At 62.8% G+C, this 20,681-nt stretch carries 22 protein-coding genes; 6 read left to right on the top strand and 16 right to left on the bottom strand.

The features are described 5' to 3' along the window. Nucleotides 1-16: 16 nt before the first annotated feature. The 3 genes from IVB07_RS18500 to IVB07_RS18490 all read left to right on the top strand — a co-directional run bounded on the left by IVB07_RS18500 (nt 17) and on the right by IVB07_RS18490 (nt 3,592). Nucleotides 17-2,452, top strand: a complete 2,436-nt coding sequence (locus IVB07_RS18500; RefSeq protein WP_026233490.1) for a PAS domain-containing sensor histidine kinase — start codon at nt 17-19, stop codon at nt 2,450-2,452. Further along, a complete protein-coding gene (locus IVB07_RS18495; protein WP_018458051.1) occupies nt 2,449-3,120 on the top strand; it encodes a response regulator transcription factor in 672 nt (223 codons plus the stop codon). Before IVB07_RS18500 ends, IVB07_RS18495 begins: the two co-directional genes overlap by 4 nt. An 85-nt stretch (nt 3,121-3,205) precedes the next feature. Beyond that, nucleotides 3,206-3,592, top strand: a complete 387-nt coding sequence (locus IVB07_RS18490; RefSeq protein WP_018458052.1) for a response regulator — start codon at nt 3,206-3,208, stop codon at nt 3,590-3,592. A gap of 32 nt (nt 3,593-3,624) precedes the next feature. Here IVB07_RS18490 and IVB07_RS18485 read toward each other — a convergent pair whose 3' ends face one another. The 14 genes from IVB07_RS18485 to eno all read right to left on the bottom strand — a co-directional run bounded on the left by IVB07_RS18485 (nt 3,625) and on the right by eno (nt 17,504). Further along, on the bottom strand, nt 3,625-4,593 hold the full coding sequence (locus IVB07_RS18485) for a tripartite tricarboxylate transporter substrate binding protein BugD (protein ID WP_018458053.1): 969 nt from the start codon (nt 4,591-4,593) through the stop codon (nt 3,625-3,627). Between the two features lie 86 nt (nt 4,594-4,679). Continuing rightward, the gene (locus IVB07_RS18480; protein ID WP_247362733.1) at nt 4,680-5,921 is read right to left on the bottom strand and encodes a threonine synthase; all 1,242 of its coding nucleotides are present in this window, start codon (nt 5,919-5,921) and stop codon (nt 4,680-4,682) included. Between the two features lie 145 nt (nt 5,922-6,066). Continuing rightward, nucleotides 6,067-7,488 carry a dihydrolipoyl dehydrogenase gene (gene lpdA, locus IVB07_RS18475; RefSeq protein ID WP_018458055.1) on the bottom strand — a complete coding sequence of 474 codons (1,422 nt, stop codon included), beginning with the start codon at nt 7,486-7,488 and terminating at the stop codon, nt 6,067-6,069. A gap of 17 nt (nt 7,489-7,505) precedes the next feature. Then, nucleotides 7,506-7,712 carry a hypothetical protein gene (locus IVB07_RS18470; protein ID WP_018458056.1) on the bottom strand — a complete coding sequence of 69 codons (207 nt, stop codon included), beginning with the start codon at nt 7,710-7,712 and terminating at the stop codon, nt 7,506-7,508. Nucleotides 7,713-7,760: 48 nt separating this feature from the next. Further along, on the bottom strand, nt 7,761-9,110 hold the full coding sequence (locus IVB07_RS18465; RefSeq protein ID WP_018458057.1) for a pyruvate dehydrogenase complex dihydrolipoamide acetyltransferase: 1,350 nt from the start codon (nt 9,108-9,110) through the stop codon (nt 7,761-7,763). Between the two features lie 60 nt (nt 9,111-9,170). After that, on the bottom strand, nt 9,171-9,623 hold the full coding sequence (locus tag IVB07_RS18460) for a nucleoside deaminase (RefSeq protein WP_018458058.1): 453 nt from the start codon (nt 9,621-9,623) through the stop codon (nt 9,171-9,173). 2 nt (nt 9,624-9,625) lie between these two features. Continuing rightward, a complete protein-coding gene (locus IVB07_RS18455) occupies nt 9,626-9,928 on the bottom strand; it encodes a DUF5076 domain-containing protein (RefSeq protein ID WP_007590623.1) in 303 nt (100 codons plus the stop codon). Between the two features lie 3 nt (nt 9,929-9,931). Beyond that, entirely contained in the window at nt 9,932-11,320 is a 1,389-nt protein-coding gene (locus IVB07_RS18450) for a pyruvate dehydrogenase complex E1 component subunit beta (RefSeq protein ID WP_026233491.1), read from the bottom strand. Between the two features lie 29 nt (nt 11,321-11,349). Then, nucleotides 11,350-12,372 (bottom strand): pyruvate dehydrogenase (acetyl-transferring) E1 component subunit alpha, encoded by a 1,023-nt coding sequence (gene pdhA, locus IVB07_RS18445; protein ID WP_018458060.1) that lies wholly within the window; start codon nt 12,370-12,372, stop codon nt 11,350-11,352. A gap of 311 nt (nt 12,373-12,683) precedes the next feature. Next, nucleotides 12,684-13,001 (bottom strand): septum formation initiator family protein, encoded by a 318-nt coding sequence (locus IVB07_RS18440; RefSeq protein WP_007590617.1) that lies wholly within the window; start codon nt 12,999-13,001, stop codon nt 12,684-12,686. Nucleotides 13,002-13,210: 209 nt separating this feature from the next. Beyond that, on the bottom strand, nt 13,211-13,762 hold the full coding sequence (locus tag IVB07_RS18435; protein ID WP_018458061.1) for an NADPH-dependent FMN reductase: 552 nt from the start codon (nt 13,760-13,762) through the stop codon (nt 13,211-13,213). A 175-nt stretch (nt 13,763-13,937) separates the two neighbouring features. Beyond that, nucleotides 13,938-14,936, bottom strand: coding sequence for an MBL fold metallo-hydrolase (locus IVB07_RS18430; protein WP_247336762.1), 999 nt, complete (start codon nt 14,934-14,936; stop codon nt 13,938-13,940). A 116-nt stretch (nt 14,937-15,052) separates the two neighbouring features. Continuing rightward, nucleotides 15,053-16,186, bottom strand: coding sequence for a zinc-binding dehydrogenase (locus tag IVB07_RS18425; protein WP_018458063.1), 1,134 nt, complete (start codon nt 16,184-16,186; stop codon nt 15,053-15,055). A gap of 34 nt (nt 16,187-16,220) precedes the next feature. Beyond that, nucleotides 16,221-17,504 carry a phosphopyruvate hydratase gene (gene eno / locus IVB07_RS18420; protein WP_018458064.1) on the bottom strand — a complete coding sequence of 428 codons (1,284 nt, stop codon included), beginning with the start codon at nt 17,502-17,504 and terminating at the stop codon, nt 16,221-16,223. A gap of 173 nt (nt 17,505-17,677) precedes the next feature. Here eno and IVB07_RS18415 point away from each other — a divergent pair, with 173 nt between their 5' ends. Further along, complete coding sequence (locus IVB07_RS18415; RefSeq protein WP_247336767.1) at nt 17,678-18,655, top strand: lyase; 978 nt, start codon at nt 17,678-17,680, stop codon at nt 18,653-18,655. 51 nt (nt 18,656-18,706) lie between these two features. Next, nucleotides 18,707-19,159 carry a preQ(1) synthase gene (gene queF, locus IVB07_RS18410; RefSeq protein ID WP_018458066.1) on the top strand — a complete coding sequence of 151 codons (453 nt, stop codon included), beginning with the start codon at nt 18,707-18,709 and terminating at the stop codon, nt 19,157-19,159. A 22-nt stretch (nt 19,160-19,181) separates the two neighbouring features. On the opposite strand, the gene IVB07_RS18405 is transcribed toward queF, so the two are convergent. Continuing rightward, nucleotides 19,182-19,805: a dihydrofolate reductase family protein gene (locus IVB07_RS18405; RefSeq protein ID WP_085395044.1), complete on the bottom strand. Its 624-nt coding sequence runs from the start codon at nt 19,803-19,805 to the stop codon at nt 19,182-19,184. A 17-nt stretch (nt 19,806-19,822) separates the two neighbouring features. Beyond that, nucleotides 19,823-20,125, bottom strand: a complete 303-nt coding sequence (locus IVB07_RS18400) for a hypothetical protein (protein WP_247336770.1) — start codon at nt 20,123-20,125, stop codon at nt 19,823-19,825. A 110-nt stretch (nt 20,126-20,235) separates the two neighbouring features. On the opposite strand from IVB07_RS18400, the gene IVB07_RS18395 reads away from it, so the two are divergent. Further along, nucleotides 20,236-20,652 carry a helix-turn-helix domain-containing protein gene (locus tag IVB07_RS18395; RefSeq protein ID WP_085395042.1) on the top strand — a complete coding sequence of 139 codons (417 nt, stop codon included), beginning with the start codon at nt 20,236-20,238 and terminating at the stop codon, nt 20,650-20,652. Nucleotides 20,653-20,681 lie beyond the last annotated feature (29 nt).

Below are 20,681 nucleotides of genomic sequence, written 5' to 3'. Positions count from 1 at the left end.
GGCCGGGACGCTTGCGATGATGCCTGGCCAGATCGCAAAACTAGGGAATTCGGCCGCGCAATTCCTGCTCGGCGGCCTTGCGGCGCTTCGATCTCTCGGCAATGCGGGGAAAGGCGAGTCCGCGACTGGGGATGGCTGGCGGCAGGACAATGCCGACCTGCGCGACGCCGTGAAGCAATGGCGACAAGTGTTCGAGCACAATCCGGTCATGTATTTCATGGTCGATCCGGCCGGAACGGTGCTCAACGTAAATACATTTGGCGCCGCGCAACTGGGCTACACGGCGGCCGAGTTGACCGGCCAATCTGTGCTGAACGTCTTTTTCGAAGAGGACCGCGATTTCGTCCGTCGCTGTGTCGGGCTGTGCCTGGAAACCGTGGACCAGTCGCACACCTGGGAGATTCGCAAGGTCCGGAAGGACGGCTCGGTTCTCTGGGTCCGTGAGAACGCCAAGGCCATGCGACGCGGCGACGGCACGCCGATCGTGCTGGTCGCCTGCGAAAACATCACCCAGCGCAAGGAGGCGGAGGATGCGCTGCGGCAGAGCGAGGCCTACCTTGCCCAAGCGCAGGAGTTGAGCCGCACCGGCAGCTTCGGCCTGAGCCTGGCAACCCGCGAGGCCGTCTGGTCCAGGGAGACCTTTCGCATCTTCCAATGTGACCCGCAGGTCAAACCGACGCTCGATTTCGTTTTCCAGCGCATTCATCCGGAAGATCGCAATGCGGTCAGCAAGACCCTTGATCGGGCCTTCCGTGAGGTCGGCGATTTCGACCATGAATATCGCCTGCTGATGCCCGATGGAACCATCAAATATCTCCATTCCGTGGCACGCGTGGTGAGACATGGATCCGGCCACATCGAGTTTGTCGGAGCGGTCACTGACGTCACTACGGCAAAGGAAACCGAACAGCGGCTGCGTCGCAGCGAAGCCTATCTGACCGAAGCCCAGCGCCTCAGCCACACGAGCAGCTGGGCCTGGAACGTGCGCAGTCAGGAGTTTGCCTACCGATCGGCCGAACTCTATCGCCTGTTCGGATTCAACCCGGACCAGATCGATCTGTCGGCGCAGGCTTTCCAACAACGGATCCTCGCCGAAGACTTTCGCCGGATCGTCGATGTGGAACGTCAGGCAATCCGGCAAAAGCAGCCTTTCGAAGTTGATTTTCGGATTTTGCGTCCGGACGGTTCCGTACGACACGTCCATACGGAGGGGCATCCCGTCGTCGGCGGGGACGGCGATGTCACGGAAATCATCGGCACCCACGTCGATGTCACCGAGCAGTTTGCCGCCAGACAAGCGCTGCAAAAAGCCTTTGACGAGCTCAAGCTGTCCGAGCAGCGATTTCGCGACTATGCCGAAACCGCCTCGGACTGGTTTTGGGAGAGCGGGCCGGACCACCGTATCACACGGATTTCGGAACATGCCGACACGGCCGGTCCCGTGCCCACGGGCGTGATCGGCCTCGCCCGTTGGGACATTCCACCCGATGCCGAGCTCGAGCCCGAGAAGTGGGAGCGGCATCGCGCGACGCTCGATGCCCACCTTCCGTTTCGCGACCTGGTCTACCGAAGCAAGGATCGCAACGGATCTCCGATCTACGTGCGCACCAGCGGCAAGCCCTTGCACGACGCGAACGGCAACTTTCTCGGTTATCGTGGCGTCAGCAGCGACGTGACGGCGGCCATCCGCGCCGAGCAGGCCGAAGAAGCGCTGCGCAAGGCGCAAGCCGAACTAGCTCACGTGACGCGTGTCACGATGCTCGGCGAACTCACGGCCTCGATCGCCCACGAGATCAATCAGCCCTTGGCCGCCGTGATCTCCAATGCGGATGCCTGTATCGGATGGCTCGGCCGCGAACCAGCCCAACTGAATGCCGCACGCCGTTCCGTGGAATGGATCGTCGAGGACGCCAATCGCGCCAGCGAGGTGATCCGCCGGATCAGAACGCTTGCGAAGAAGACCGAGATCGAGATGGCTCCGGTCGACATGAACCAGCTCGTCAGGGAGACGGTGGCGCTCGTCCGCCGCGAGCTTGCCACCCATGCCGTGTCGGTACGAATGGAGCTGGCGTCCGCTCTACCCAGCGTTTGCGGCGACCGGATCCAGCTGCAGCAGGTGCTGATCAACCTGGTCATGAACGGGATTGAAGCCATGCACGCCAATGTGGACCGTCCGCGCGAGCTTGCGATCCGCTCCAGCCAGGCGAGCGAGCACGGCGAAGGCCGCATGCTCCTGATCGTGACAGACAGCGGGGTCGGCCTCGGCGACGGCGCGACGGAGCGCATCTTCACACCTTTCTTCACGACAAAGCCGAGCGGCCTGGGGATGGGACTGTCGATCTGCCGATCGATCATCGAGGCTCATGCGGGCCGGCTCTCGGCCTTCCCCAATGACGGAAGCGGAGCAACATTCCAGATTGCCCTGCCCTTGCCGATCGAGGACACGTCGTGACCGACCTTCCCAAGGTGGCGACGGTGCAGACGAGTTCCGACGATCCGATCGTCTTGATCGTCGACGACGATCCATCGATGCGCCGTGCGCTCACCAACCTCTTTCAATCCGTCGGCCTCAAGGTCGAGGCTTTCGGCTCCGCGGCGGAGATCATGGAAGCCAAGCCACCGGCGGTCCCCAGCTGCCTTGTGCTCGACATCCGCCTGCCGGGCTCAAGCGGCTTTGACCTGCAGTCGGACCTAGCGAAGGCGAACATTCACACGCCCATTATCTTCATCACCGGTCATGGTGATATTCCGATGACCGTCAGGGCCATGAAGAGCGGCGCCATCGATTTTCTGACCAAGCCGGTGCGCGACCAGGACATGCTGGATGCGGTTCAGGCCGCGATCGAACGGGATCGCAAGCGACGCAATGCCGAGGAGTCGGTCGCGGGAGTGCGGTCCCGATTCGAGGGTTTAAGCGCGCGCCAGCGCGACATCCTCGCCCTGGTGGCGTCCGGCCTGATGAACAAGCAAGTCGCTGCCGAGCTCGGATTGGCTGAGATTACCGTCAAGATCTACCGCGGGCAGATCATGCGGAAAATGGGCGCCAAGTCGTTGGCCGATCTCGTCAGAATGGTGGAGGCGCTCGGAATCTCACGCCCGGGCGGAAAGGTGCAAACCTAAGTATGCTTTTCAAGCTCGCTCCAAGGGCTCACTTTCGTCAAGTGCGGCACCGTGATCGGCGGCTCCCCGATCAGGAGCGATCATCTTGTCAATCCCCTCGGCCATTTCCGTCATCGACGATGATCGATCAGTCCGCCTTGCGACCAATAATCTGCTGACGTCGCGGGGATACACGGTCAACATATTTCGCTCCGCTGACGAATTTCTTCAATCGGCCGAACTGAAGACGACGTCCTGCGTGATCGCGGATGTGCAGATGTCGTTGATGGGCGGCCTTGAGCTCTTGACGCACATGCGCAGCCTTGGTCACCACACGCCCTTCATTTTCATGACGGCTTTTCCCGACGATGCCGTGCGCGACCGCGCGCTGAAAGCGGGCGCTATCTGCTTTCTGGCGAAGCCGTTCTCCACGCCCGCTCTGCTTGAATGTCTGCGGATGGCCCTGTCCGGCTCCGATCAAACCGAGACGTGATACGCTGGCGCCGAGCCCTGGCGACACGGCGCTCACTCCACCTTGATGTTCGCCGCCTTGATCATTGGCCACCACTTCGCGATCTCCGCCTTCTGGCGGGCGCCCAGGGCCTCGGGCGTGAGCTGATCCTGGGGTGTCATCTCAAGCCCCTGACTTTCGAGCTGCTTCTTCACGCCGGGATCGTTCAGCGCTTCCACGGCAGCGGCATTGAGCTTGGCGACGATCGCCTTTGGCGTGCCCTTCGGCACCCACATGCCGGACCAGAGCGTCATGTTGAAGCCCTTCAGGCCCGCCTCCTCCGCCGTCGGGATGTCGGGCGCCGACGACAGGCGCCTGTCATCGGTGATGGCGTAGGCGCGAATGGTGCCGGCGCGGACCTGGTTGATGGAGTTCGAGGTCTGGTCGACGATGATGTCGATCTGGCCGGCAATGAGATCGTTCAGGGCGGGCGCGGTGCCGCGATACGGTACGTATTGCAGCTTGATGCCGCTGACGCTCTCGAAATAGACCCCGGCGATGTGGCTACCCGAGCCCGCGCCGGCGGTGCCGGCGGTCGGCGGCGACGGTCGCGACTTCAGCCAGTCCAGCAGCTCCTTCAGCGAGGTCGCGGGCACCGCGTTCTTGCTGACGACGATCATCGGATTGCTCGGCAGCAGCACCACCGGCTCCAGGTCCGCGACCAGGTCGTAATTGAGCTTGTAGACGGCGCCGTTGGCAACGTGGGTGCCGAGATGGCCGAACGAGATCGTGTAGCCGTCGGGGGCCGAATGCACGGCGCGGCCGACGCCGATCGAGCCGCCCGCGCCGGTGACGTTCTCGATCACCAGCGGCTGCCCAAGCGATGTCCGCATCCGCTCGGCAAGCACTCGCGCCATCGCATCCGACGGACCGCCGGCGGCGAAGGGAACGATGATGGTGATGGGACGCGAGGGATAGTCGTCGGCGCGCGCGGCGCCTGCAACAGCGAGAATAGCAATCAGCGCAGCCCAGGCGGCCTTCATTGTCTTCTCCCAGCAATGTCATTGTTGTTTTAGTCTCTTCCCGCGTACGGGAAGAGGGATCGTTCCTGAAGGGACGAAATGCCGCGCTAGAACTGCGAATAGTCGATCGGCTTGTGGCGATCGAGCGTGCGGGTGACCGGCGGCAGCGGGTATTTCAGGCCGGTGGCGCAGTTGAACAGCATCACGCGGTCGGACTTGCTGACGCGGCCGTCGGCGAGGCTGTCCTTGTAGGCGGCGTAGGTGGCAGCACCTTCGGGGCAGAGCAACAGCCCCTCCTCGCGCGCGACCTCGCTGAGCGCCGATGAGATCTTATCGTCGTCGACGGCAATGGCAAAACCGTTGCTCTGCCGCACCGCGCGCAAAATGAGAAAGTCGCCGATCGCCTGCGGCACGCGAATGCCTGACGCGATGGTGTGAGCGTCCTCCCAGCGCGTCGCATGCTCGGTGCCGGCCTCATAGGCGCGCACCATGGGCGCGCAGCCGGAGGCTTGCACCGCGACCATGCGCGGGCGCTTGCTGCCGATGAAGCCGATCTTCTCTAGTTCGTCGAACGCCTTCCACATGCCGATCAAGCCGGTGCCGCCGCCGGTCGGATAGAAGATCACGTCGGGCACGTCCCAGCCGAGCTGCTCGGCGAGTTCGAGCCCCATCGTCTTCTTGCCTTCGATGCGGTACGGCTCCTTCAAGGTCGAGGTGTCGAACCAGCCGACTTTCGCCTTGCCCTCGCCGACGATCTTGCCGCAATCGTCGATATAGCCGTTGACGCGGTAGACGGTGGCGCCCTGCAGCTCGATCTCGCTGACGTTCACCTCCGGCGTATCGGCCGGGCAGAAGATCGTGGTCTTGATGCCGCAGGAGGTCGCATAAGCCGCGAGCGCCGCGCCGGCATTGCCGTTGGTCGGCATCGCCATATGCTTGATGCCGAGCGCCTTGCCCATCGACACCGCCATCACGAGGCCGCGCGCCTTGAACGAGCCGGTCGGCAAGCGCCCCTCGTCCTTGACGATGATCTCGCCGCCGCCGAGTTTTGCACTGAGCTTGGGCAGCCGGATCAGCGGCGTCGTGACCTCGCCGAGCGAGACGATATCCCGACATTTACGCACCGGCAAAAGCTCGCGGTAGCGCCACATGTCGGCGGGGCGCTGGGCGAGCGCGTCTTTCGTCAGCGCCGTCTTCACACCGGCAAGGTCGTAGCGCACCAGCAGCGGCTTGCCGGCCTTAGAGAGGTTGTGGACCCGGTCGGCGGCGTAATGATCGCCCTCCATCGCGCATTCGAGATGGGTGACGAAGGTCGGGCGTTCGATGGTGAGGTTGTCGTTGTCTTGCATGGGGTGATTTCCTTCTTGTTTTGCAAACAGATCCCTCCGCTCGTCATTGCGAGCGCAGCGGAGCAATCCAGAGTCTTTCCGCGGAGGCAGTCTGGATTGCTTCGCTTCGCTCGCAATGACGGTGGTGGGCGGCGATGCGCGCCCGTCAAATATTCAGCACCCGTCCATACGCATCCAGCACGGCTTCCTTCATCATCTCCGACAGGGTCGGATGCGGGAACACCGTGTGCATCAGCTCCTCTTCCGTGGTCTCAAGGTTCATGGAGACGACGTAGCCCTGGATCAGCTCGGTGACCTCCGCGCCGATCATGTGGGCGCCAAGCAGCTGGCCGGTCTTCTTGTCGAAGATCACCTTGACCAAGCCCTGGTCCTCGCCGAGCGCGATGGCCTTGCCGTTGCCGACGAAGGGGAAGCGGCCGACGCGGATCTCGCGGCCGTTCTCCTTGGCCTTGGCTTCGGTGAGGCCGACGGAGGCCACCTGCGGCTGACAATAGGTGCAGCCCGGGATCAGGTTCTTGTCCATGGCGTGCGGATGCAGGCCCTTGATCGCCTCGACGCAGATCACGCCTTCATGTTCGGCCTTGTGAGCCAGCATCGGCGGCCCCGCGACATCGCCGATGGCATAGATGCCGGGGATGTTGGTCTTGCCGTAGCCGTCGATCACGATGACGCCGCGATCCGTTTTCACGCCGAGCTTCTCGAGTCCAAGGTTCTCGATGTTGCCGACGACGCCGACCGCCGAGATCACACGCTCGAACTCGGTCGTCACAGGCTTGCCCTTGCCGTCGTCAATGGTAGCGACGACGCTGTCGGCCTTCTTCTCGAGCTTGGTCACCTTGGTCGAGGACAGGATCTTGATGCCCTGCTTCTCGAAACGCTTGCGGGCCAGGCCGGCGATCTCGGCGTCCTCCACCGGCAGGATCTGCGGCAGCACTTCGACCACGGTGACGTCCGAGCCCATGGTGTGGAAGAAGGAGGCGAACTCGATGCCGATCGCGCCGGAGCCGACGACCAGCAGCGATTTCGGCATCCGCTCCGGCACCATCGCCTCGAAATAAGTCCAGATCAGCTTCTTGTCGGGTTCGAGGCCCGGCAGCACCCGCGGCCGCGCGCCGGTCGCGATGATGATGTGCTTGGCCTGATACGTCCCCTCGCCCAGCGCACCCTTGGGGCCCTCGACGTCCGACTTCTTCACGGTGACTTTGCCGGGCGCATCGATCGAGGCCGCGCCCCAGATCACGCTGACCTTGTTCTTCTTCATCAGGAAGCCAACGCCATCGTTCAGCCGCTTCGAGACACCGCGCGAGCGCTGCACCACCGCCTTCGGGTCGAACGAGACGTTGTCGGCCGACAGGCCGTAATCCTTGGCGTGCTGCATGTAGTGGTAGATCTCGGCCGAGCGCAGCAGCGCCTTGGTCGGGATGCAGCCCCAGTTCAGGCAGATGCCGCCGAGATAGGATTTCTCGACGATCGCGACCTTGAAGCCGAGCTGGGCGGCGCGGATTGCGGTGACATAGCCGCCCGGACCGGAGCCGATGATGATGATGTCGAAGGATGTCTCGGCCATGGCGGCTCCCATTCAACTCAAGAGGCGCCGCGGGCGCGGCGCTTGATCAGAAAAGACCTCACCAGCCATTCGAGCATCGTCGCCAAAGCCATTACGGCCAAGGCAATCAGCACGACCGGCTGGGCGATGTTCCGTGCCAGTTGTTCACCGGCAAAGAACGCGGAGTAAAGAAGATCGAGCCCAATCGGGTTGAGCGCGACGACTGCTCCAAGCAGCAGCGACATCCATGGCCAGCGGGTACGGACATGCAACGGTGCCCCCTCTACCGCGCGTCAGACCATCATCATGACGGGATTTTCGATCAGCTGCTTGAAGGCGCCGATCAGTTCCGCGCCGAGCGCGCCGTCGATGGCGCGGTGATCGCAGGACAGGGTCACGCTCATCATGTTCGCGATCTCGATCTTGCCGCCACGGACCACAGGCCGCTCCTCGCTGGTGCCGACTGCGAGGATGGTGGCATGCGGCGGATTGATCACGGCGGTGAAGTGGCTAATGCCGAACATGCCGAGATTCGAGACGGCCGTCGTGCCGCCCTGATATTCTTCGGGCTTCAGCTTGCGCGAGCGGGCGCGTGTCGCAAAATCCTTCATCTCGTTGGAGATGGTCGACAGCGTCTTGGTCTCCGCCTTGCGGATAATCGGCGTGATCAGGCCGCCGGGCATTGCCACCGCAACACCGACGTCCGAATGGTGGTGCTTGACCATGCCGGATTCGGTCCAGCTCACATTGCAATTCGGGATCTTCTGCAGCGCGACCGCCATCGCCTTGATGACGAAGTCGTTGACCGAGATCTTGTAGAGCGGCTTCTTCTCCTTGTCCTTGGGAGCAGCCGTATTGATCTCCTCGCGCGCGGCGAGCAGCTTGCCGATGTCGCAGTCGATCGTGAGATAGAAGTGCGGGACGTTCTGGATCGACGCGGTCAGACGCTGCGCAATCGTGCGGCGCATGCCGTCATGCGGGACGACCTCGTAGGAGCCGGGTTCGAACAGCGCCAGGATCTGCTTGTCCGACATGGTCGGCGCGGTCGAGGGTGCGCCTGACGGCGTCGCCGCGGGAGCCTTCAGGCCAATGCCGGACTTGGCCTGCTCGACGTCGCGTGCCACCACGCGGCCATGCGGGCCGGTGCCAGTCACCATCGCAACATCGACGCCGGCTTCCTTGGCGAGCCGGCGCGCCAGCGGCGAGGAGAACACGCGGCCGGCATGGCCGTTGCTCTGCGCAGCCGGTGCTGCGGCCTGCGGTGCAGGTGCTGCGGCGGGCACCGGCGCCGCTTTGGGCGCAGCAGGCGCAGGAGCCGATGCAGCAGCAGGGGCTTCAGCAGCTTTCGGAGGCGCGGCGGAGGCACTGGGCTTGGCGGCACCTGCCGCTTTCACGTCCTCGCCCTCGCCGGCCAGCACCGCGATCACGTCGTTGACAGGCACGTCCTGCGTGCCCTCTGGCACGAGAATCCTGGCGATCGTGCCCTCGTCGATGGCCTCGACCTCCATGGTCGCCTTGTCGGTCTCGATCTCGGCGATGATGTCGCCGGATTTGACCTTGTCGCCTTCCTTCTTCAGCCACTTGGCGAGGTTGCCCTTCTCCATCGTCGGCGAAAGAGCGGGCATCAGGATGTTGATGGGCATGCTGACCTCAAGAAGAACTTTGCAAAAATCCGTCTCCGGACCGAAGACGAACAGACCAGGTTAGTTGCCGATATCGCCCTGCCACAGGCGCTCATTGGCAGGGATGGAACGCCAATTCTTCATCATGGTGATGGAGCGGTCGTCGGCAAGGTCGATCCAGGAGATGCCGAACTTGTCGAGAATGTCCTTGGAGCCCTCGAAGGTGACGGACTCTCCAATCACCACGAGCTTCACCTTGAACAGTGCGAGCGCACCGGCACACATCGCGCATGGCGACAGCGTGGTGTACATGACGGTATCGTGGAACGAAATCGCACCCGCCTCGCGCAGGCAACTCATCTCGCCGTGCAGGATCGGGTTGTTTTCCTGCACGCGGTTGTTGTGGCCGCGGGCAATGACCTTGTTGTCGCGGGTCAGCACGGCGCCGATCGGCAGGCCGCCTTGCGCGATCGAGGCTTCCGCCTCGCGGATCGCCTCCAGCATGAAATCGAAATGATAGGCTTCGATCGCCACGGTCAGTGCCCCTTCCCGCGCGGCGTCGTGGTGCCGGTGTCGGTGGGACGCTCGATCTCGGCCTGGAACATCTCGATGATCCGGTTCAGCGCGTCCTCCTCGGTGTATTCGCTCTCGCGCGCATAGGCGCGCGCGGCGTGACGGGCGAGATCGACGAGCAGCAGGCCCCACATGTCGGGCTCGTCGAAGGCCCGCTGGAACGCCATCGACAGCCCGCCGTCCAGCACGAACACGCGCAGGATCTCGACCGCATCATCGCGGACGAGGACGTCGGGTGGCAATGGCTGCTCCTTCGGACCCGCCATGGTCTACCTGTAGCAGACGGCTTTGGCGGCCTCGACCACTTCGGCAGCCGAAGGCAGCGCGAGCTTTTCCAGGTTCGCGGCATACGGCATCGGCACGTCCTTGCCGGAGACCCGGGTTACAGGCGCATCCAGATAGTCGAAGGCATGCTCCATGATCCGCGCGGCGATCTCGGCGCCGACACCGCTCTGGGCCCAGCCCTCTTCCACCGTGACGGCACGTCCCGTCTTCTTGACGGAGTTGACGATGGTGTCGGTGTCCATCGGACGCAGCGTGCGCAGGTCGATCACTTCGGCCTCGATGCCGTCCTTGGCGAGTTCGTCGGCGGCCTTCAGCGCGTAGCTCATGCCGTTCGACCACGAGATGATCGTGACATGGCTGCCGGAGCGCACGATGCGCGCCTTGCCGATCGGAATCACGAAATCGTCGAGCTTCGGCACCTCGCCAGTGTGGCCGTAGAGCATTTCGTTCTCGAGGAAGATCACCGGATTGGGATCGCGGATCGCAGCCTTGAGCAGGCCCTTGTAATCAGCGGCCGAGAACGGCGCGACGACCTTGAGGCCGGGGACGTTCGAATACCAGGACGAATAATCCTGGCTGTGCTGGGCGGCCACGCGGGAAGCGGCGCCGTTGGGCCCGCGGAATACGATGGAGCAGCCCATCTGGCCGCCGGACATATAGAGCGTCTTGGCCGCGGAGTTGATGATCTGGTCGATCGCCTGCATAGCGAAGTTGAAGGTCATGAACTCGACAATCGGCTTCAACCCGGTCATCGCGGCGCCGACGCCGATGCCGGCAAAGCCGTGCTCCGTGATTGGCGTGTCGATGACGCGCTTGGCGCCGAATTCCTGAAGCAGCCCTTGCGTCACCTTGTAGGCGCCTTGGTATTCGGCAACCTCTTCGCCCATCACGAAGACGTCGGCGTCGCGGCGCATCTCCTCGGCCATAGCATCGCGCAGGGCTTCGCGGATGGTCTGCGTCACCATCTCGGTGCCGGCGGGCACTTCCGGGTCGGGTTCTGCGACGGCCTGCGGCGCCGGCGCAGCCTTGGGAGCTGGAGCCTCGGTCTTCGCGGCGGCAGGGGCTACGGATTCGGCAGCCTTCTGCTGCTGGGCAGGCGCGGGCGCCTTGGCGAGATCGGCGGCACTTTCGCCATCGGCCAGAATTGTCGCGATCGGTGTGTTCACGGCCACGTCGGCGGTGCCCTCGGGGATCAGGATCTTGCCGAGCGTACCTTCATCGGTCGCCTCGACCTCCATGGTCGCCTTGTCGGTCTCGATCTCGGCGATGACGTCGCCGGACTTGATCGTCTCACCCTCTTTTTTCAGCCATTTGGAGAGGTTGCCCTTCTCCATCGTGGGCGACAACGCGGGCATCAGCACTTGAATTGGCATATCGGCTCCAAAAGAAAGCTTGCGCGCGTTCAGCGGTAAATATCGGTCCAGAGCTCGGCGGCATCCGGCTCGGGATCATGCTGGGCGAAATCGGCGGACGCGTTGACGATGTCGCGCACCTCGGCGTCGATCGCCTTCAGATCCTGCTCGCTGACCTTGGCGGCCAACAGGCGGTTGCGCACCTGCTCGATCGGATCCTGGTCGTGGCGGACTTTTTCGACCTCCTCGCGCGTTCTGTACTTTGCGGGATCGGACATCGAGTGGCCGCGATAACGGTAGGTCTGCATCTCCAGGATGAAGGGTCCCTTGCCGGCGCGGCACCAGGCCGTCGCCTCGTCGCCGGCGGCCTTCACGGCGCGGACGTCCATGCCGTCGACCTGCCGGCCGGGAATGTTGAAGGAGGCGCCGCGCTTGGAGAAATCCTGCTGCGCCGAGGCGCGCGAGACCGAAGTGCCCATGGCGTAGCGGTTGTTCTCGATGACGTAGATCACCGGCAGCTTCCAGAGCTCCGCCATGTTGAAGCTCTCATAGACCTGGCCCTGGTTGGCCGCGCCGTCGCCGAAATAGGTGACGCTGACATTGTCGTTGTCGCGATAGTGATTGGCGAAAGCGAGCCCGGTGCCGAGCGAGACCTGTGCGCCGACGATGCCGTGGCCGCCGTAAAAGTGCTTCTCCTTGCTGAACATATGCATGGAGCCGCCCTTGCCCTTGGAATAGCCGCCGCGACGGCCGGTGAGCTCGGCCATGACGCCTTTGGCCTCCATGCCGGTGGCGAGCATATGGCCGTGATCGCGATAGCCGGTGATGACCTGATCGCCCGGCTTCAGGGCCATCTGCATCCCGACCACCACGGCCTCCTGGCCGATATAAAGGTGGCAGAAGCCGCCGATCGCGCCCATGCCGTAGAGCTGGCCGGCCTTTTCCTCGAACCGCCGGATCAGGAGCATGTCGCGGAGCGCCTTGAGCTCCTGCTCTCTGGTGAATTCCGGGGGCGAACCGCCGTCGGTCTTGTCCTGTGCAGTACTTGCGGCGGCTTTCTTGGGTGCGGCCATGGGAATTCCGGGTCAGAGAAAACTTCAGCCCTGTCTAACCCAAGTCAAACGCCCTTGGAAAGCACCGCGGCGGCATGGCACGCCATTCATTATGCCGCACTGCAACGCGATCGTAATATTGCAAAATCTTTGACGCGGATCGGGCAACATTTAGCTCCCCGACTCCCACATCGTGTGTGGAATACCGATCGCAGATCCGCTCACGTCAGCCGCAGGAAGCAACGGGCTGCTTGCATATCGCAATCGCGCTGGCTCGATGGAGTCAGCGGCAGACCGCAAACCCCGCAAATGGCGCTTGTGCCGCTCGCGTGTCAGTTCGCCGGGATCGTCCGGACGAGATCGCGCGGATTGACGTAGTCGAGCTGGAAGCGCGCCCGCTCGTCCAGCATGTCGGGGTCGATCTTCGCGGAGCGCAGCAGCGAAACGCGCTGCTCGCTCCTGGCGCGCTCGCGCTTGAGCTGCGCGAGTTCGCTGGTCAGCGCCACGATCTCCTGGTCGAGCTCCTGGCGGGCGTTGAGGCCGTATTTGCCGGTATAGGCGTTGACGCCGAAATAGCCGACGATGGCGGCCGCCATCGCATAGAGGGCAAGACCGGTCAGGATCGATTTCAGGCGCGCGCGGGAGACCATCCTGGGAAGATGGGACAGGTTGGTTAAGGGCGTGCTAATTGCCCGCCCGCTTGGCGTTCCAATGCCTGGCTCAGCCGTCATGCCCGGCCTTGTGTCGGGCATCCACGTTCTTCGTCAATTTGGCAAAGACGTGGATGGCCGGGACATCTAGCGCGAAGACGCGCTTCGCGCTTTTGCCCGGCCATGACGGAGACCCGGGGTTCGCGGCCTCAGCCGTGATGCTTCGCGACGTGCACCGCAAACGCGTCGATATAGGCCTGGAGCACCGGCTTCAGGGACTCCTTGGTCAGGTTGCCGTCGGCATCGAACGCGTCGCCCACCCCGTTCAGATAGGCCTCCGGCTGCTGCATGATCGGGCCGGAAATGCCCGGCAGGATGTTCTGGAGCGTCTTGGCGGCACTGACGCCGCCGAGCGGGCCCGGCGAGTTCGCGATGATGCCGACCGGCTTATCGTTGAACGAGCTCTTGCCATAGGGCCGCGAGGCGACGTCGATGGCGTTCTTCAGCACCCCCGGGATCGCGCGATTGTATTCCGGCGTGACGAAGATGACGCCGTCCGATTTCTGGATTTTTTCGCGGAAAGACAGCCAATCCGCCGGCGGCGCTCCCTCGAGGTCCTGGTTGAAGAACGAGATGCCGGCCGGCGTGATGACCTCGAGCTTGAGCGAGGCCGGCGCGAGCTTGGCGAGCGCATTGGCGATCTTGAGCGAAAAGCTGTCCTTACGCAGGCTGCCGGCGATCGTGGCGATATTGTAGGCCATGGAGTGTCCTCGAAATCTTCAGCGGGAGTGCCGGGTCGGCACTTAAGCGATCTCGACCGATAGATGCAAGTGCATGGACCGGTCGGATTTGGAAACGCTGGGTTTCTGAACGGTTGCCCAAACAATCAGGCCGCCAAGTGGCGGCCCGATCCCTGGTACAAATCTGCAAATCGGCTCAGATCGTCGGATTCCACGCCGACGGGATCAGGCGATATTTGGCGCCGTCCTTCTCGACATGGCCGACCGAGGGGAAGGTGAAGTGGAAGCCGATCACGGTCGCCTTCTCGGCCGCCGCCATGTCGTAGAATTTGTGGCGGGTTTCCTGCGCCAGCGCTGCATCGGTGTCGAACACCACATGCCAGTCCGGATTGCGCAGGAAGAACTCCGGGATGTTGGTGACGTCGGACTGGATCAGCACCTTGGCATCGCCAGAGGCGACCGCGAACGAGGTGTGCCCCGGGGTGTGACCGGGCGTCGCGATCGAGGTGATGCCCGGTGCGACCTCCTTGCCCCACTCGTACTTCGTCACCTTGGATTCGAGGCCGGCAAAGGTCTTCTTCACGTTGGCGAAGTAGTTCTTCATCATCGCGTTGGACTCGGCCTTGGCGGCGTTGTCCTCGCTGGTCCAGAACTCCCAGTCCTTGCCTGGCACCATGATCTCCGCATTGGGGAAGGCAAGCGCGCCGTCGGCGAGACGAATGCCGTTGGTGTGGTCGGGATGCAGATGCGAGAGCAGCACGACGTCGATGCTCTTGGGGTCGACACCGGCGGCCTGGAGGTTCTGCAGCGTGCGGCCGACCGCGCCCTTGCTGGGCTCGAGATTGGCGACACCGTTGCCGGTATCGATCAGCACGAGCTTGGAGCCGGTGTTGATGAGCTGCGGGTTGAACGGCACCGTGACCATGCCCTTCGGCATGTAGGCCGCCTCGCCAGCGGCCAGCGCTTCCTCCTTCGGCGCGTTGACGACGAACTTGTCCGGCATCGGGAAAGTGCGCGCACCGTCATTGATGGAGGTGCACTCGTAGCTGCCGACCTTGTAGCGGTAGAAGCCCGGCGCCTGCGTGCCGGCTTGCGGTACTGAGGCATTGGCGGCGGTCGGCCCAAAGCCGGTCACGGCAGCCGCACCGAAGGTGGCGGCGCCTGCAAGCAAATGGCGGCGATTAAGATCGGTCATGAGGTCCCCTTCTGAGCGCCCCGCGGTTTTCCCGCGTGCAAATGGCGGCGGAATAATCCCCGGCTTCGCTCAGAAGGCAAGACCTTCTTTCGGTGACGTGCCATCGCACGTCCCGATTATTTGTTCGGGTTGATGAGGAATTTTTCGCCAGTGGCGCGTTTGGCGTACACCGCGATGTTGGCGGGATCGAGCGCCTCGGAAAGCGACACCACCTTGGTGTAGTGGCTGGCAAACGTGGTCTTCAGTTCGTCGACGACGCGCTGGCGCAGCCTGGCCCCGTCCGCCTGCCCGATCTTCATCAGGAACGGAAACAGCAGCCAGCCGCCGACGCCCCAAGCCATGCCGAAGCCGCGCGGCAGCTCAATCGGGCGGACATCGAGCGCGCCATAGACATAGACCTGCTTGTGCACGTTGGAGCCGTAGCGGCTGTATTCCTTCGCGGTCTTGTTGATCGCGACTTCCATGCAGTTGAGGATGTCGCCGGCGAGCTTCCCGCCGCCGATGGCGTCGAAGGCGATGGTGGCGCCGGTCTCGACCAGCGCATTGGTGAGATCGCCGAGGAAGCTCGGTGCGGTGGAATCGACGACATATTTGGCGCCGATCTTGTGCAGGATGTCGGCCTGCTCCTTGCTGCGCACAATGTTGACCAGCGGGATGCCGTCCTTGATGCAGATCTTGTTCAGCATCTGCCCGAGATTGGATGCGGCCGCAGTGTGCACCAGCGCCTTGTGACCCTCGCGCCGCATGGTCTCGGTCATGCCGAGCGCGGTCAGCGGATTGACGAAGCAGGAGGCTCCTTCGGCCGGCGTGGTGCCTTCCGGCAACGGCAGGCACTCGCGCACTTTCAACGTGCGATACTGCGTGTACATCGCGCCGCCGATCATGGCGACGGTCTTGCCCATCAGCGCCTTCGCGGCATCCGAGGAGCCGGTCCTGATCACGACTCCCGCGCCTTCGTTACCGACCGGCATGGATTCGTCGAGCCGGCCTGCCATCGCCCGCATCGCGCCTTCCGGCACTTTCGCGGTGATGACGGGAGCTTCTTTGGTGCCCGAAGCCTTTGCCGTGCTCATGTCGGCCGCGCCGATCAAGAGCCCGAGGTCGGACGGGTTGATCGGCGCGGCCTCGACGCGGACGACAACCTCGTCCGCGGCGGGTTCGGGGGTCGGCACGTCGAGCAGCGAGATTTCGAGCTCACCGCTCTTCTTGATCAGCGAACGCAGTTGCAGGCCGTTCTTGCCGTCGCTCATGTCGATCCTCCCCTGTTCTTGTCCGACCGCTGGCTTATGCCAGCGCCTTCAGTGCCGCCTTGCCGCCGTAGAGCGCCTGCTTGCCGAGCTGCTGCTCGATGCGCAGGAGCTGGTTGTATTTGGCGGTGCGATCGGAGCGCGCAAGGGAGCCGGTCTTGATCTGACCGCAATTGGTGGCGACCGCGAGGTCGGCGATGGTAGAATCCTCGGTCTCGCCGGAGCGGTGCGACATCACCGAGGTGTAGCCGGCCTTGTGCGCCATCTCGACGGCGGCGAGCGTCTCGGTCAGCGTGCCGATCTGGTTGACCTTGATCAGGATCGAATTGGCCCGTCCGGCCTTGATGCCTTCGGCGAGGCGCTTGACGTTGGTGACGAAGAGATCGTCACCGACGAGCTGGCACTTCTTGCCGACGAGGTCGGTCAGCTCCTTCCAGCCGTCCATGTCGTCTTCCGACATGCCGTCCTCGATGGTCACGATCGGATAGCGCGAGACGAGATCAGCAAGGTACTTGGCCTGCTCGGAGATCGAGCGGGTCTTGCCCTCGCCCTCGTAGACGTATTTGCCGTCCTTGAAGAACTCGGTCGAGGCGCAGTCGAGGCCAATGACGATGTCGGAGCCCGCCTTGTAGCCGGCCTTGCCGATCGCGTTCATGACGAATTCGAGCGCGGCGTCCGCCGACGGCAGGTTCGGGGCAAAGCCGCCCTCATCGCCGACATTGGTGTTGTGGCCGGCCTTCTTCAATTCGGACTTCAGGGTGTGGAAGACCTCCGCGCCATAGCGCAAGCCCTCGGCAAAGGAGGACGCGCCAACCGGTAGGATCATGAACTCCTGGAAGTCGATCGGATTGTCGGCGTGCATGCCGCCATTGATGATGTTCATCATCGGCACCGGCAGCAGCCGCGCCGAGGTGCCGCCAACGTAACGATAGAGCGGCATGTCGAGCGAGTTCGCGGCCGCCTTGGCGCAGGCGAGCGACACGCCGAGGATGGCGTTGGCGCCCAGCCGGCTCTTGTTCGGCGTACCGTCGAGGTCGATCATGATCTGGTCGAGCTGGGCCTGCTGCTCGACATCGAGGCCGCTCAGGGCCTCGAAGATTTCGCCGTTGACGGCGCCGACCGCCTTGGTGACGCCCTTGCCGAGATAGCGAGTCTTGTCACCGTCGCGTAGTTCCACCGCCTCATGGGCGCCGGTGGAGGCGCCGGACGGCACGGCAGCACGGCCAAGCGCGCCATCTTCCAGCACGACGTCGACCTCGACGGTGGGATTGCCACGGCTATCGAGAATTTCGCGGCCGATGATGTCGATGATGGCGGTCATGATGTGCACTTCCGTTCGTTAGGGCTGATCGGTGCCGCGGGTCTTACACGGACCGCAAGCAAATGTGAACGCTTGGAGGGTGGGCTTCGACTGACGCGTGAAGCGGCTCGGACTAAGGTTGACCGCATCTGGTCTGCCGCAAAACCTCAATCTGAAACGGTCGGGGTAACGCCATGAATCGCCGCCAGTTTCTTGCCTCGAGCATCGCCCTCCTCGCGACGCGCCCGAGTTTTGCGCAGGAAGGCCCGTTCCGGACAAAATACTATCCCATTAGCTCCGGCATCGGTCTGCACGACCTCGCTCCCGCTCCCGATGGCACGGTCTGGTTTACGGCCCAGGGCAAGGGCCTGCTCGGCAGGCTCGATCCGAAGGATGGCAGCCATAAGACGGTCAGCCTCGGCCAGGGCGCCGCCCCGCACGGCGTGACCATCGGCCCCGACGGCGCGCCCTGGATCACCGAGGGCGGCCAGAATGCGATCGCCCGCGTCGATCCTTCCGACCTCAAGGTCACCCTGTTCCGCCTGCCCGAGAAGTTCGCCTACGCCAATCTCAACACCGGCGTGTTCGACAAGGACGGCACCTATTGGTTCACCGGCCAGTCCGGCTATTACGGCCGCCTCAAGCCGAACGCGGGCGGGATGGACGTGTTCAGGGCGCCCAAGGGCGTCGGCCCCTACGGAATCACCGTCACGCCCAAGGGCGACGTCTGGTATGCCTCGCTTGCCGGCAGCTATATTGCCAGGATCGATCCGGCGACGGGCAGCGCCAGTGTGGTCGAGCCGCCGACGCCGAGCCAAGGTTCGCGACGGGTTTGGTCGGATTCGAAAAGTCGGATCTGGGTCAGCGAGTGGAACAGTGGCCACGTCTCGGTGCACGATCCCGCGGAAGCCTCCTGGAAGACCTGGAAGCTGCCCGGCGAGCGTCCCCGCACCTACGCGGTCTATGTCGATGACAAGGACAAAGTCTGGCTGACCGATTTCTCCGCCAACGCCATCGTCCGCTTCGATCCCGCCACCGAGCGCTTCAACGTGTTCGCCAGCGACAAGGCTAACGCCAATGTGCGCCAGCTCGACGGGAGGCCGGGCGTGCTCTGGGGCTGCGAATCCGGCAACGACCGGATCGTCATGATCCAGACGGTCGCCGCCGGTTGACGACAGCGGCATTTGCGTCCATCCCGGCACGCGGAACAGGATGTGACGACAATGGCGAAGAAATCCCTTCAGCTGGGCCGCGCGGTCGAATGGCCGCACACACCGGAAGAAGCGCAGCTCGACCGCGTGCCGAACCCGCAAAAGGGCACGGACTATCTGGTACGCTTCACCGTGCCGGAATTCACCTCGCTCTGCCCGGTCACGGGACAACCGGATTTCGCACATCTGATGATCGACTACGCCCCCGGCCAATGGTTGCTGGAGTCGAAGTCGCTCAAGCTCTACATCGCGAGCTTCCGCAATCACGGCGCCTTCCACGAGGACTGCACCGTGATGATCGGCAAGCGCATCGCGAGCGAGATCAAGCCGAAGTTCCTGCGCATCGGGGGCTATTGGTATCCGCGCGGCGGCATTCCAATCGACGTGTTCTGGCAGACGGGCCGCGCGCCGAAGGGATTGTGGGTGCCCGAGCAGGGCGTCGCGCCCTATCGCGGCCGGGGCTGAGCTTGAAGAGACCGTTTCTGACTCACCGCGTTCGGTCTCGACCGCGAAGATTTGCTCGCTCGGGGGACGAGGTATAGCGGCTAACAACCATGCCGCTCGAATAAGCCTTGGCCTCGAGTAATTTTAGCTTCCTGAACCCCGACGCCGCGAAGATCCTGACGCCGTCACCCAATACCGCCGGGTTGACGTAGAATTGAAACTCGTCAACGAGACCTTGTTCGATCAGCGCCGCGGCAAACCCCGCGCCACCGAACACGCCAATGTCGCGCCCTCGTTGGCTCTTTAAGGCGCCGACCACCTCGTGCAAATCTCCGCTGACAAGCGTGGTTCGTTCCCACGCCGGCTCCGTTGGCTTATTCGTCGGAACCATTTTGCTCATTTCTGTGATACGCTTAGCGAACGCGTAGAATGGCTCAGTTGGGTAGCGGTTCGCTGCGTTCTCCCAATGCCGTAGATACCCTTCATTCAGCATCTTCCGACTGAGAAGAATCGTGTCGATGCGCTCGAAGTGAGCATTGAAATCGCGCTTCAGTTCATCATCCCAAAAGTTGTTGTCACCCCAACCCCATAGCTGCCAATTTACCGTTCCGTAGGAGCCGACAAAGCCATCGGCTGACACCTGCATCTGAAGGATAAGTTTTCGCATCGGTCTATTCTCTCGAATCATGCAAGGATCGAAGCTGCGAACGATTCAGCAGCCCATTGTTTGAAGGTCGTTCGAGTTGTGTTTTCTGAAGTTGGCGTGTCGAGTGCCCATCGCTCTTGGCGATTGAAGCTCGCTGGAGTTTCGATCAACGCTTCCGTGAAGCTGGCTGATATCCTGTTTGCGATCATGCTGCTGCGGGCGTCATCGAGCGGGACAGATCGATAAGTCACGTCTTTGCGCAGTTTCCTGCCCAGGAGCTCTGTCACCTTCTGAAATATGTAAAAGCCGCCGCTTGCAACCTGATGGATATCTGCGGGCATTTTCCACCACTCCTCCAGCATTGAGACTTTGTGATTGGTTTACATTTGGAAGCATTGACGCCAGCCTCGAATGATGTCAATAGTAAATCGATTTACAAAGGGAACTACGGATGTCGGGAAGACAGCGATCAGGTTGCCCAATCAGTCTGTCGCTGGAGTTGCTCGGCGATCGCTGGACGCTGCTGATTGTGCGTGACATCGTTTTCGCGGGGAAACAGCACTTCCGGGAATTTCTGCAGTCCGATGAAACGATATCATCGCGGACGCTTGCGGAGCGGCTTCAAACGCTGCAAGAAGGCGGCGTCCTTACCCGTCATGACGACCCCACGCATAAACTGAAGGCGATTTATCGCCTTACGGAGGCGGGCATTGATCTGCTGCCTGTCCTCGCCGAGCTTGGCTTATGGGGCAGCAAATATCGTAATGCTGATCCGGATCTTGGTGCGATTGCCGAGAGACTATCGGCGGGGGGCCCCAAGATGCTTTCCCAGATGAAGCAAAAACTGAGGAAAGGAGGTTCTAAATGACGATACGCCGCGTCAGGCGCTAGACATCT

Origin of the sequence: Bradyrhizobium sp. 172 (assembly GCF_023101065.1) — a bacterium.
Lineage (GTDB): Bacteria > Pseudomonadota > Alphaproteobacteria > Rhizobiales > Xanthobacteraceae > Bradyrhizobium > Bradyrhizobium canariense_D.
Note: the sequence above shows the minus strand (reverse complement) of the source record. Positions and strands in the feature narration are given on the sequence as shown.

Coding starts and splice junctions, on each gene's coding strand:
- IVB07_RS18500 (WP_026233490.1), top strand. CDS start 17: ATGATGCCTGGCCAGATCGCAAAACTAGGGAATTCGGCCGCGCAATTC.
- IVB07_RS18485 (WP_018458053.1), bottom strand. CDS start 4,593: ATGAAGGCCGCCTGGGCTGCGCTGATTGCTATTCTCGCTGTTGCAGGC.
- IVB07_RS18480 (WP_247362733.1), bottom strand. CDS start 5,921: ATGCAAGACAACGACAACCTCACCATCGAACGCCCGACCTTCGTCACC.
- lpdA (WP_018458055.1), bottom strand. CDS start 7,488: ATGGCCGAGACATCCTTCGACATCATCATCATCGGCTCCGGTCCGGGC.
- IVB07_RS18470 (WP_018458056.1), bottom strand. CDS start 7,712: ATGTCGCTGCTGCTTGGAGCAGTCGTCGCGCTCAACCCGATTGGGCTC.
- IVB07_RS18465 (WP_018458057.1), bottom strand. CDS start 9,110: ATGCCCATCAACATCCTGATGCCCGCTCTTTCGCCGACGATGGAGAAG.
- IVB07_RS18455 (WP_007590623.1), bottom strand. CDS start 9,928: ATGGCGGGTCCGAAGGAGCAGCCATTGCCACCCGACGTCCTCGTCCGC.
- IVB07_RS18450 (WP_026233491.1), bottom strand. CDS start 11,320: ATGCCAATTCAAGTGCTGATGCCCGCGTTGTCGCCCACGATGGAGAAG.
- pdhA (WP_018458060.1), bottom strand. CDS start 12,372: ATGGCCGCACCCAAGAAAGCCGCCGCAAGTACTGCACAGGACAAGACC.
- IVB07_RS18440 (WP_007590617.1), bottom strand. CDS start 13,001: ATGGTCTCCCGCGCGCGCCTGAAATCGATCCTGACCGGTCTTGCCCTC.
- IVB07_RS18435 (WP_018458061.1), bottom strand. CDS start 13,762: ATGGCCTACAATATCGCCACGATCGCCGGCAGCCTGCGTAAGGACAGC.
- IVB07_RS18430 (WP_247336762.1), bottom strand. CDS start 14,936: ATGACCGATCTTAATCGCCGCCATTTGCTTGCAGGCGCCGCCACCTTC.
- IVB07_RS18425 (WP_018458063.1), bottom strand. CDS start 16,186: ATGAGCGACGGCAAGAACGGCCTGCAACTGCGTTCGCTGATCAAGAAG.
- eno (WP_018458064.1), bottom strand. CDS start 17,504: ATGACCGCCATCATCGACATCATCGGCCGCGAAATTCTCGATAGCCGT.
- IVB07_RS18415 (WP_247336767.1), top strand. CDS start 17,678: ATGAATCGCCGCCAGTTTCTTGCCTCGAGCATCGCCCTCCTCGCGACG.
- queF (WP_018458066.1), top strand. CDS start 18,707: ATGGCGAAGAAATCCCTTCAGCTGGGCCGCGCGGTCGAATGGCCGCAC.
- IVB07_RS18405 (WP_085395044.1), bottom strand. CDS start 19,805: ATGCGAAAACTTATCCTTCAGATGCAGGTGTCAGCCGATGGCTTTGTC.
- IVB07_RS18400 (WP_247336770.1), bottom strand. CDS start 20,125: ATGCCCGCAGATATCCATCAGGTTGCAAGCGGCGGCTTTTACATATTT.
- IVB07_RS18395 (WP_085395042.1), top strand. CDS start 20,236: ATGTCGGGAAGACAGCGATCAGGTTGCCCAATCAGTCTGTCGCTGGAG.